This window comes from Undibacterium umbellatum (genome assembly GCF_014284125.1).
Taxonomy (GTDB): Bacteria; Pseudomonadota; Gammaproteobacteria; order Burkholderiales; family Burkholderiaceae_D; genus Undibacterium; species Undibacterium umbellatum.
Genome location: NZ_JACOFX010000008.1, coordinates 85,071 through 97,721, shown reverse-complemented (window position 1 = coordinate 97,721; position 12,651 = coordinate 85,071). Strand labels below are relative to the sequence as shown.

Below are 12,651 nucleotides of genomic sequence, written 5' to 3'. Positions count from 1 at the left end.
GCGGGCCGTCAATCAATTTACAAATTACCTGATGGTTTCAAAGCTGCCATCAACATAGCTGATACGGCCCGCCTTGATATCCAGCCAGCCTACCTTGCTGCCATTCTGAAGTATGTCAGCAACTTCATTGCTGCCGAATACATCGAAAGAAACACCGGATGAACTACTGACACGTACTATTCTAGGCTTGCTCAGGCTTTCACTCATTTGTGCATTAATGACACTGCTGCCGTCCATATATTGTGCAAGAATACTATTGCTGCCAAAAGCATCGTTACTGGCTGTGACATTCAATTTCAATGGTGGGCGTTCTGGCACCTGCACTACACCAGACAGCGCTACCGCTTTGCGAACAAAATTATTTGCGGACTCAGGCTTGCTGCTATCAAAATTATTGTAGGCAAAACGCTCTACCGTTAATTGGCCATTGAAAATTTCCAGCGCGTTTGTCAAACCAGTTGCACTGCTGATGCTACCGACAAAATCAATGCGGTTCGGCTGATAGCTCAAGCCATTTTTATCAGAAGATGCATTGCCGATTTTAATTTCACCACGCACTTTGCTATTGGCAGCTTCAGCAGTAATCGCCAGCTTGAATTCTTTGACACCATTTTTTTGTAAATTACCTTTGTAATTCAAGGCAACAATCGCATACGACCCTTTGTCCAATGCCAGACGCGAACTCACCTGATCTTTTACATAGGATTTTAATTCACCACTGAAGTCATAGCGAAAATTGCCATCGACGGTTTGATTACGGTCAGTGCGAAGACTCCAGCTCTCAAAATCCGAAATCAGCTGACCTGAGCTATTGGTTCGCGGCGGCATCTTACCTTCAACTGTAAAGGCATACAGCTTATTACCCTCCATGGCAAAACTCATCTGGCCTGTATATGTTGCATTTGAATTGCCATTCATGGCAACGGCATCTGCAGGTTTAACTGGTCTTCTAAGGAAATCATTTTTCTCTTCGTTCCAAACAAAAACTGCTTTTTGCTGAACAAGTTCAGATCTATAGTTAAAACGGCTTACATCATTTGCGATCGGCTCCAGCCAGATACGATCTACCAGCTCCACCCATTCAACCTGGTATTTATAACTATACTTATAAGTACCCGGCAAGATGAAACGTGAAAAACGGCATTCTATGCCTGCCGCTTGTGCAGGCGTGGTTGCCACGTTCATAGCATCACGCATGACAGTACAATCGCCCAGATCGCCTATATTCTGATAACCACTCCATAAAGCAGTCTGTCCATAGAACAGGCCATTTACAGCAGTTTCACGAGTCTGCCCATTTCTGTATTTATTGAATTGGTCTATACCTTCAGTAATGGTCTTGGACCAAACCAGCAAGTCTTTATCCAATGGTGCAATTGCTTTTTCAAAATCTGTCTTGACTGCGTTTAGACGCAAATCCAGGCCGCCATTTTTTTGCGCATTGGACACTGCATAGATGTTGCTACGCAAGCTGCCAAACAATTGCTTGGTCACTGCTATCTTGTCAGCTTCAGGTACTGGAGCAGGCAAGCTGCTATTGGTAAATGTGCTGACGCCTGCTACCGAACTTTTACCGGATTTATTGAGATTTTCATCGCCAGCCACTTTTTCAAGGCTAGCCCGCAAAGCAAGGCGGACATCATCGCGCAAATTAAGTGTGCCACCTTCCAGCTTGCCAGCATTGGCAATTTGTCTGACCACGCAAACAACTCGCGCACCTTGTGTATTGGCATCACATGCAAAGGCCTTATCCAAAGCCAGTTGTGAGATAGCGGTCAAGCTGAGCCCTTGGATTTTCTCATCTACATGAGTGTCCAGAGAAGTATCTGCAGTTGTATGGATGGCCGACACCCTTTGTGGATCAAAGCCCAGCATCGCCTGCACGCCAGCCCTGGTACGGTCTATATTTGTGGCTGTCAGGCCGCCTGCATTTTCAGCCAGTTGGACGATCAACTCTGTCAGTGGCGTCACACTCCCCCAATAAACAGGCTCAGGATTGGCTCCCTGCTTGACCACACTGCGTAATATAAGCCCTTCTGGAAATGGCAAATCTGACTGAGTCGCTTCGTCATACATCAAAGCACCGGGAGCAGCACTTACCTCGATGATAAAGCTGCTGATATTACCTGGCAGTGAAATGGAATAAGCACCATCACCGCCAGTGATGGTGCTGGCAAAAGACGTTGCAGATTTATTTCCTGCCTGATCAAGGTTATAGGCAAGAACACGTCCGCCGGCTATGCGCCCCTTTGCGACGACACCATTAAATTGCCTCGCGTTATTACTCACCGATACTGCAGAACCAGCAGTATTTGTATTGGCGTTACTGGCAGAGCCACCACTACCTCCACCGCACGCGCTCAGCAAAGTCGAGAACAGAAGAGAAGCAAAAAATGGAAATTTATTATTTTTCATGTGCAAATGGAAGGTTTGTGCAAAAAAAGCACGACTGTCATAGCAAACGTAAAGTGCAAAAACATGCTAAAAGCATGCAAACACTGCAAGTTTGTTACAAAGTGTAAAGCCGAAAAGTTGGAGATTCTAACACTATAAATATGCCTTGTCGCCCATAAAGCGAAGACTATGGGGGATACAAAAGTATGTTCATTGTTTGCCAAATCAATTCAGAGGGGACCTGATGGCAATACTGAGTAAGCGAAACTAAGCGAAACGAGAAGCTTGCCGGGCAGCAGTTGTTTATGGCTTGACTGCTGGAGATGCGCGCTCAGCGGACGTGGGCGCGGGAGAATTTGCATCCAAAATTTGTACGAAGATTTCGTTTTTCTTGATCATGCCTAATTCGAAGCGGGCGCGCTCTTCCACAGCATCGGTTCCGTTTTTTAAATCCTGCACTTCGGATTCAAGTTTGCCGTTACGTTCTTTCAATTTTTCATTATTGCTTTTCACTAGAGCGACTTGCCTGTCCAACTCCCACACACGCAACCAGCCCCCCTTACCCAACCACAGCGGGTATTGGATCAACATCAGCAAGGCAGCAAAGGAGAGAGCAATCAAACGCACGGGCTATTGAAACAATGAATATAAAAGAAGAAACAAACAAGAAAAAGGGGAACATCGTTCCCCTTTTCGCCACCACAATACCAGATTACTTCAGATTATAGAAGGCATCGCGACCAGGATAGCTGGCAATTTCGCCTAAATCTTCTTCAATACGCAGCAATTGGTTGTATTTTGCCATACGGTCAGAACGGGACAAAGAGCCGGTCTTGATTTGCAGTGCATTTGTACCAACGGCGATATCAGCAATGGTGCTGTCTTCTGTCTCACCGGAACGATGGGAAATCACGGCTGTGTAACCAGCACGTTTTGCCATTTCAATGGCAGCAAAAGTCTCAGTCAAAGTACCGATCTGGTTGATCTTGATCAGAATAGAATTGGCGATACCTTTTTGTATGCCTTCTTTCAAGATCTTGGTATTGGTGACGAACAGGTCATCGCCAACGATCTGGACTTTCTTGCCCAGTTTTTCAGTCAGGATAGCCCAACCGTCCCAATCGCCTTCAGCCATGCCATCTTCAATGGAGATGATAGGATATTTATCTACCCAGGTAGCCAGCAGATTGGTAAAGTCAGCGGAAGACAAAGTCAGGCCTTCACCTTCGAGGTGATATTTGCCATCTTTGTAAAATTCGCTGGCTGCGCAATCCAGGCCCAGGGCGATTTGTGTGCCCGGCTCGTAGCCTGCGGCTTCGATCGCCTGGATAATCAGTTTGATGGCAGATTCGTGGTTATCTACGGAAGGAGCAAATCCACCTTCGTCACCAACCGCGGTAGTCAAACCCTTGTCATGTAAGATCTTTTTCAGCGCATGGAAGACTTCTGCGCCGTAGCGAACCGCTTCACGGAAAGATGGAGCGCCAACCGGGATGATCATGAACTCTTGAATATCCAGATTATTGTCAGCATGCGCGCCACCGTTGATGACGTTCATCATCGGTACTGGCAATTGCATAGCGCCTGAGCCGCCGAAATAACGGTACAGTGGCAAGCCAGCTTCTTCAGCAGCAGCCTTGGCAACAGCCATGGACACGGCCAGCATGGCATTTGCACCCAGGCGGCTCTTGTTTTCAGTGCCGTCCAGATCGATCAGGGTACGGTCCAGGAATGCCTGCTCATTCGCATCCAGACCCATGATGGCTTCTGCGATTTCAGTATTGATATGTTCGCAGGCTTTCAAGACACCCTTGCCCAGATAGCGTGACTTATCGCCATCACGCAGCTCTATCGCTTCACGGGAACCAGTGGATGCACCAGAAGGCACAGCAGCGCGGCCCATGACGCCAGACTCCAGCAAGACATCACATTCAACAGTTGGGTTACCGCGTGAATCTAGGATTTCACGACCGATAATATCAACGATGGCACTCATTCAATTCTCCTAAACAATCAAAATATCGAACAAAATAAAACGAATCTGACTTGCGTCTGCATCTGCATCTGCAGGCCTGATATGGCCTGGCTACAGAGAAATAAAGCAGTAATGAATTTGCTACTTCAAAATAATGGTGCAGATAATACTCCATTACTCTGGTTCGACGAACTGAACAAAACTTTATTCTTGCCGCTTTTTTGCACTAGTAAGCAAAAAAGCCTGTTTCACTACAGGACGAATCAAGCAAAAGCGGATTCCCGGAATTCTGGGCTTCATCTGCAATGCTTTTCGCCACTCAGCTCAAGCATAGCAACAACATTCTTTCAGGCAACTTGGCGTTATTTTGCAAAAAAGGCGAACCGCATAGTGGCTCGCCTTTTTCAATCAGGATTTATTAATGACAGGCAAACCAGCAATCAAAAAAACAGGCTGGTTCAAGCCTGCATCAAATCCGTACAATCTCATGCCTTACTAGCTTCTTGCGCCTTTTTATGCGCTATCGCCGCTTTGGCGAAAGAGATAAACAAAGGATGGCCGTCACGCGGTGTCGATTTGAATTCAGGGTGGTACTGCACACCCAGATACCAAGGATGGACCTCACGTGACAATTCCATGATTTCACACAAATCTTCTGTTGGCGTACGGGCAGATACAATCAGACCTGCTGCCTCAACGCGGCCCAGATAATGATTATTGGCTTCATAGCGATGACGATGACGTTCAGTCACGACATTGCCATAAATCTCTGACGCCAACGTACCGGAAATAACCGCACAAGTTTGCGCACCCAGGCGCATAGTACCGCCAAGGTCAGAATTTTCATCCCGCGTTTCGACTTTACCGTCATGGTTCTGCCATTCATTGATCAGGGCAACCACAGGCTGCTCTGTCTCTGCATCAAATTCTGTCGAGTTCGCCATGGTCAGGCCTGCCTTGTTACGGGCATATTCAATCAGGGCAACTTGCATACCCAGGCAAATGCCCAGGTAAGGTATTTTATTTTCACGGGCATAGCGGGCTGCCAGAATCTTGCCTTCTACGCCGCGTTTGCCAAAACCACCTGGCACCAGGATGGCATCGTATTTTTCCAGCGACTTGGTGCCGTGCGCTTCGATTTCTTCAGAATCAACATACTCAATATTCACACGGCTTTCAGTGTGGATACCGGCATGACGCAAGGCTTCTGTCAAAGACTTATAAGACTCTGTCAGGTCGACATATTTACCGACCATACCGATAGTGACTTCTTCTTTCGGATTTTCCAGCGCATAGATCAATTTGTCCCACATGGCCAGATCAGCTGGTTTTGGTGACAGACCCAGTTTATCGCAGACGATTTTATCCAAGCCCTGATCGTGCAACATCTGTGGAATCTTATAGATGGTATCTGCATCCCATACAGAGATCACGGCTTCTTCAGCCACATTGGCGAACAGGGAAATCTTGGCGCGTTCATCATCAGGGATAGGACGGTCAGCACGACAAAGCAAGGCATCCGGGAAAATACCGATTTCACGCAGTTTTTGTACGCTGTGTTGAGTAGGCTTGGTCTTCAATTCACCGGCAGCGGCAACATAAGGCACCAGCGTCAGATGTACGAAGGCAGCCGCATTACGGCCAGCGCGCAGGCTCAGTTGGCGGGCAGCTTCGAGGAAAGGCAGGGATTCGATATCGCCGACTGTGCCGCCAATCTCAACCAGGGCAACATCAGCACCGGCAGCGCCACGATGGATGAATTCCTGGATTTCATTGGTGATGTGCGGGATAACCTGCACAGTCTTACCCAGATATTCGCCACGGCGTTCTTTGCGAATGACGGATTCATAGATCTGGCCAGTGGTGAAATTATTCACCTTTTTCATTTTGGCCGTGATGAAGCGCTCGTAGTGGCCCAAATCCAGATCAGTTTCAGCGCCGTCATCGGTCACGAAAACTTCGCCATGCTGGAAGGGACTCATGGTACCTGGATCCACATTGATATATGGATCAAGTTTGAGCATAGTGACTTTGAGACCGCGCGATTCAAGGATCGCAGCGAGAGAGGCAGCGGCAATGCCTTTGCCTAAAGAGGAGACTACGCCCCCCGTAACGAATACAAACTTAGTCATTGCAGAAGGTGCCGAACGGCACAAGCGGGAAATTCGAATTATACATCACTAAGCAGCGATGTGCGAGAATTCCCGCCTGCAAATCCAGTGAAATTTCAGAACGTAGCTGGCTTACATTGCATAAATAATTTGCAACCTTGCAAAATTTTGTGCACCCTTGCCATTACTCAATTCCTTGATTTCATTGCTGCGACGGATGAAGGATGCTGATGCGCCATAGTTTTCACCACGCCAGAAATAGCCTACTTCAAACTCGCCCACCAGGCTTTTGGGTTTAACTGCAGTATCCTGGTTATTAAAATAACCGCCCTGTATACTAGCGTTGTAAGCAACAGCTTTCAGCTCGGTACGTAAGAAACCATAGCTGGCTACTTGCTCCGGCATCGCATTCAAGTTACCCCCACGAATCATCAGCTCTGCGCTGGCGTCAGTAAAGATGTTGCCGAAACGACCTTTCAGGCGCGGTGCGATATCCACATTCGACAATAGCGCCATTCGACCGGGTGAATACTCACCTGACAACACTGCACCCCACTCGTTGCGTAATTGGGTACTCCAGCCCTGAGGCAAGGGTTGCTTCAATAATCTGTGCAAATGCGTCTGCGTCCATTCGCCACCGGCGCAAGGGCCCATGCATCCTATATCCAGCCCCAAACGCTGACTCTTGCCGTTAGCTTCATTTTTTTCGCGATATAAGCCTGCAAATAACCAGCCAGCATAGGGATGGTCGATTTTGGCAATCTGGCTCGGTGCCAGCTTGATGTCGGATGCCGTATACAACTCCTGCCCCAGACGCCAGCCATAAGTCAGCGCCTGCATCGAGTCAGCCTTGGTAAAGCTCTGCCCTATTCTATTACCGCTGGTATAAAAGCCGTCGTCCTTCTTGAGTAAAAGGCTATCGTTATCGATATCCACTTGCCAGGTAATCTTGCCTGCCTGCCGTACCTGAGCAAACTCACCCCAGGATGGCAAAGTCTCTTGTGCAAATACACTGGCAGAGAAGAGCAATGCTGCCAATAAGGTGGAAAATTTCAATACAGGCATGATTTGATTCATGTATTTGTCGCGATAGAGTTTAAATGGGGCTTATATTGAGTTTAGTTTCATGCGTTCCAGCATGGTAAGCACAGCAATGGCTGTATGGCTGGGCACTTCCATCGTGATCAGGTGACCGCCAGGAATAAGGACATAATTATCGCCCATTAATTTCTTCGTCGCATGGGGGCCAGCCTGACGGCACTCTATGGATTCAGTTCCACCAACAAAACCGACTGGCACATTGGGTGGACGTTTGTTCAAACGGCCCAGGCCATGCGGCAGCGTGCGGTAAATTGCCGTTTCCACTTCGCGGGTAAAGCGCAGGGTCACGCCTTCAGGATGCGGCTTAAGTCCAGCCTTCATATAGTCACGCAAGACTTCTGGCGGCCAGATGGCAAACATTTCTTTGGAGGCGAAGTGCTGATAAGCCGCCTCTTCGTTTGCCCAGAGATGACGGCGCCTTTCTGAAAACCGCGCAGGCGAAAACTTTTTATCCAGTCTAAGGGACTTAAATATACGCAAGAGCATCGCCCGCCAGCCAGACACTACAGGCGAATCCAGTACCACCACGCCACGCACCAGGTCTGGCCTGGCCCTGGCGGCCATCAGGGACAATATTCCACCCAACGAATGCCCCAGTAAAATCACAGGTTGCTGATAGTTTGCCTGCAGGGTATCAATCAATTCCTGGACGAGATTCCGCCAGCCATCTGTCACAGGATAAGCCGGATCATGACCGACCATGTCGGTCGCGTGAACTTCATAGTCAGCGCGTAAATGATCGAGGAACATACGATAAGTCCCGGATGGAAAGCTGTTGCCGTGGACAAAATGGATGATGGGTTTTACGGTAGTCTCGTTCATAGCAAGGGTATAGCATTACCGGCCAAACCAATAACGCGCATTTTCCTCTCTGAATTGTGAAGTTTTCAATGATGCGCCAAATTGTATGCTGATTGCACCCGATTCATCTGTTCTTAGACGTTTTATTCCAAAATCAGCATAGCGCTGGAAGACTTCTGGCTTGGGATGTTGATAACGGTTCAGGTATCCGACTTGAAAAATGGCAAGCTCAGGCTGCACTATCTTCAGGAAAGGTGCAGTGGAAGATGTACCGCTGCCATGGTGTGGAGCCAGCAACACATCAGCCTTCAGCTTTTGCGGGATGGTATTCACCAACTCATCTTCCTGTATTGCCTCGATATCGCCCGCCAGCAAGATGGTATGCATTCTGGTTGACACTTTTAGCACGCAACTACGGGCATTTGGTTTCCATTTCGTGCTTTCATAACTGGCGGCGACAGGTTGCAGGACTTCAAAATGCACGCCATCCCACTGCCATGATTGGCCAACCACGCAGCGCCGGTGCTGTTTTGCGGCTTGAACGATGGGGCTGTCCAGGCTCAGGGAACTGCTCAATAGCTCAACTGGCAAATTCTTGAGTATGCTTAAGGCACCACCAGAATGATCGCTATCATTATGGGAAATCATCATGACATCCAGCTCATTAATCCCGCGCGCATGCAAATACGGCAAAATCACCCGGTTACCGCTATCCGCTTCCAGCCCAAAACCCTGACCACTATCGTACAGCAGCCGATGATGTGCGGTTTCCAGCAACAGGGCCATGCCCTGCCCTACATCCAGCGCGGTGATATGCAATTCGCCTTCTGACGGCCTTTTTGCCGTTTGTAACAACAAAGGTAAGCAGCAGATAAGGCCCAGACCACGCAAAGGCCATGCTTTGGGTGCCAATAACCATAACACCCCCAGCATGGCGAGGACAAACAGCCAGAATGAAGGTATGGGTGCAGTCCACACGGCATAGGGCAAGGCACTGAAGTAAGTCAGGAAGCGTGCCAGGAAATCCACAAGAACATGTGAAATTTGCAGCAGCCACGCCGACAAGGGAGCTGGCATGACACTCCCTATCAATGTCAGCGGCGTGACCACCAGGCTGACCAGGGGTATCGCAACCGCGTTCGCCAAAGGGCTGATGAGTGACATTTGCCCAAATAAAAACATGGTGAGTGGAATCATGCCTATCGTCACGGCATATTGCATCAAGGATGCTAAGCGCAAGGTGTAGAGTAATCCTTGGGTATGCCCTTCCGGTGGTTTGGGACGCTCATCCCCGCCTGTGGCAAATACGATAATCGCGACAGCAGAAAAAGATAACCAGAATCCCGGCGATAAAACCGCCCAGGGATCGGCCAGCACAACCAGACCAAGTGCGAGACTCAAGACTGCAGAAAAACTGCTGATACGCCCTGTCCACACAGCCACTGCAACCACACTGAGCATGATCAGGGTTCTTTGGGCGGGCAAACCAAAACCAGCCAGGGCAACATAAACCAGTGCCATCAGCGCACCTGCCAAAGCAGCCGCCTTTTGTGCAGGTAAACGCAAGGGTAATGCCAGATTCAGAAAGAAAGAATGCCGCCAAAAATGAAACACCAGGCCAGCGAACAAACCAGCAACCATGGTGATATGCAAGCCGGAAATACTGATCAGGTGACCGATACCCACCCGGTTAAATACCGTCCAGTCAGCTTGAGATATCTCGCGCTGATCGCCTACCACCAAAGCGACCAGCACACCCGCATAGGGTTGAGATGGCAAAGCGGCATGTATGCGTTCACGCAATTTGTAGCGACTGGATGCAATAAGATTGCCTGGGTTCCAGACAAAATCCACCAGCTTGCGGTTATATTGCACGGCGTCTTGTGCGTATTTATCGGGACGCACACTGCCAGTGGCGCGGATGCCCTGCTCCAGTAACCAAGCCTCGTAATCAAAACCGAATTCATTGGCATTGCCATGTGGCCGCTTCAAGCGCACGCGGAATTGCCAGCGTTCTCCAGGCTGTACGGAGGGGACCTTCTGCACACCACCAGAATCACCACCCCAATCAGGACCATACCAGGACAAGGCAACTCTCGATGGCCAAGGTGCGAGAAGAGTCAAATCACCTGCACCGTCTGCGCGCACCTGCTCCACCGCAAAATTAAATCTCTGCCCCCGCTCAGAACGAAAAGGCAGACTGTCGATGGTGCCGGTTAACACGACATCCTGATTTTCCCATTTCCTGGGCAACTCTTCGCTTAAATAAAAATACGCATAGCCACTGGCCCAGACAAACCCCAGTAAGGCAGTGAGAATAAAACGTGCAGGCAAATGCAGCCATGGCATCGGTTTTAATTTGAGTAACAGCAGGATGCCAAGCAGCGACAAACCCATCATCAATGAAAGCCAGTTGTAGCTAAATAGCTCAGCCTGTTGCTGCAAGATGGCTACACCAAATACAAAGCCCAACAACGCCGCTCGCACAGATCAAGCCCTTTGCATGCGTGGCATGATGTGCATGGCATTGACTGTAGTTGCTTCCGCCACTTCAGCCAGACTCAGATTACGCAAGCCTGCCAGCACGGCACCTATACGTGGCAACTGTGCTGGAGTATTAGCCCCCTCAGGTAGCCAGCTGGGGGGAATATCTGGCGCATCGGTTTCGAGCACGATGGCGGACAAGGGCAAGTCTGTTGCCAGGCGGCGTATCTGCAAAGCACGGGTGAAAGTCATGGCGCCGCCAAAGCCCAGTTTAAAGCCCATGTCGATAAATGTCCGTGCCTGCTGCGCGCTGCCATTGAAGGCATGAGCAATTCCGCCACTGACTTTTATTCTCCGCAAATGCTTGAGGATGATGTCTTGTGAACGCCGGACATGAAGCAGCACAGGCAAGTCAAAATCCCTGGCCAGCTTCAATTGTTCCACATAAAAGTATTCCTGCTTTTCCTTTAAAGGGCTTTGCGTCAAGGCGGGTACAAAATAATCGAGGCCAATTTCACCTATGGCCACCAGTTTTTTTTGCGTATCTGCGCCAGCCATCAGCTCACTTACTTTTTCGCGCAAGTGCAGCAGGTCTTCTTCTTTTGAAGTCGGCACATACATGGGATGTATGCCCAGGGCATAAAAACAATCAGCCCTATGCTCGCCCAGTTTGATGACAGTATCAAAATTGCTTTTGTGTACGGCAGGCACGACGATCGCCGACACGCCCGCTTGCGCGGCAGCTTGCGCAACGGCCAGCGATTCACCGCCAAATTCACTCGCATCCAGATGACAGTGGCTATCTATCCACATAACACTTCAAACCCAGGCTAATTTATCAACAAGCTGATTATGAAGCAGTTTGCCTGTGGACTACAATCTTTTGCATATGGACTTTTGTTTGCGTTTCTTTGTGAGCGCGCCAGCGATACACAATCAGGCCGGCCGCCAGGGCTGCCAGCAAATGCTTGATGCTGTGACCACTGATGACATGGAGTTGCTGCAAGATTTGCCCATCCAGCATCTCTGTCATTTTTGCGGCTACATATAAGAGCATGGCTGCACCAAATGCCAGACGGTCTGCAAGCCCGGCTTTCCATATCAATTGCCATAAAGGGATCAATACAAGAGTCAAACCCTGTATCAACAAGTATGGACGCAAGTCCCCGGTCTGCTGCCACCAGATCACCGACGTCAGGGCTGCTATCAGCAGCAATACTAGTTCCATGAAGGCTTTCCTGGCATCCATGCCTGGCAAGCTGGTTGCCCTGACTGCTGCCAACAAGCTGCAACAGGCGAAGGCAATAGGTAATCTATCCCAGAACAGGCGCGCATCATCTGGTGCCAGATGATAGTAACTCGAACCAACAGCAGTAGCAGCCAGACTGAGGGTAAAGATGCAATAAGCAGGAAATGCGACGCCAGTGTCGCCCTGGCGGTATTTTTCCAGCAAAAACCAGCTACCCAGCATAGCCACAAGTGCAAAACCAATATTGGTCAGCACATCAATCGCATGAGGTATGCCTGACCACTCTAATTGATCGGCAAACTCATGATAATGCGTTAATTGTGCAACCGGCCCATGCAGCAATAATGCCGTTACTGCCAGGATTGAGATCAGCGAGGGTAGCAAGGCATGTATATGCAAACCAGTTTTCATTATTCCCACCTATGTTTTAACAGAGACGAGTAAGTGTGACCATAGGCAGCAAATAATGTAACCAATACTGGTAAAGTAGCGACATACAACAATCGAAGTATTAAATCCCGCAACCCTGGGCATGC

Annotated in this window: 9 protein-coding genes; all 9 read right to left on the bottom strand. The window is 49.1% G+C overall.

The genetic code is table 11. The features are described 5' to 3' along the window. Positions 1-24: 24 nt before the first annotated feature. Complete coding sequence (locus tag H8L47_RS16020) at positions 25-2,415, bottom strand: hypothetical protein (RefSeq protein ID WP_186954596.1); 2,391 nt, start codon at positions 2,413-2,415, stop codon at positions 25-27. A 282-nt stretch (positions 2,416-2,697) separates the two neighbouring features. Beyond that, entirely contained in the window at positions 2,698-3,021 is a 324-nt protein-coding gene (ftsB, locus tag H8L47_RS16015; protein WP_186954595.1) for a cell division protein FtsB, read from the bottom strand. A gap of 85 nt (positions 3,022-3,106) precedes the next feature. Then, the gene (eno, locus tag H8L47_RS16010; protein ID WP_186954594.1) at positions 3,107-4,390 is read right to left on the bottom strand and encodes a phosphopyruvate hydratase; all 1,284 of its coding nucleotides are present in this window, start codon (positions 4,388-4,390) and stop codon (positions 3,107-3,109) included. A gap of 464 nt (positions 4,391-4,854) precedes the next feature. Continuing rightward, a complete protein-coding gene (locus tag H8L47_RS16005) occupies positions 4,855-6,501 on the bottom strand; it encodes a CTP synthase (RefSeq protein ID WP_186954593.1) in 1,647 nt (548 codons plus the stop codon). 111 nt (positions 6,502-6,612) lie between these two features. Beyond that, entirely contained in the window at positions 6,613-7,545 is a 933-nt protein-coding gene (locus tag H8L47_RS16000; RefSeq protein ID WP_186954715.1) for a lipid A deacylase LpxR family protein, read from the bottom strand. A gap of 42 nt (positions 7,546-7,587) precedes the next feature. After that, on the bottom strand, positions 7,588-8,403 hold the full coding sequence (locus H8L47_RS15995; protein ID WP_186954592.1) for an alpha/beta fold hydrolase: 816 nt from the start codon (positions 8,401-8,403) through the stop codon (positions 7,588-7,590). Between the two features lie 15 nt (positions 8,404-8,418). Continuing rightward, positions 8,419-10,869, bottom strand: a complete 2,451-nt coding sequence (locus H8L47_RS15990; protein WP_186954591.1) for a DNA internalization-related competence protein ComEC/Rec2 — start codon at positions 10,867-10,869, stop codon at positions 8,419-8,421. A 3-nt stretch (positions 10,870-10,872) separates the two neighbouring features. After that, positions 10,873-11,679 (bottom strand): TatD family hydrolase, encoded by an 807-nt coding sequence (locus tag H8L47_RS15985; protein WP_186954590.1) that lies wholly within the window; start codon positions 11,677-11,679, stop codon positions 10,873-10,875. A 37-nt stretch (positions 11,680-11,716) separates the two neighbouring features. Then, a complete protein-coding gene (locus H8L47_RS15980; RefSeq protein WP_186954589.1) occupies positions 11,717-12,526 on the bottom strand; it encodes a hypothetical protein in 810 nt (269 codons plus the stop codon). Between the last annotated feature and the right edge of the window lie 125 nt (positions 12,527-12,651).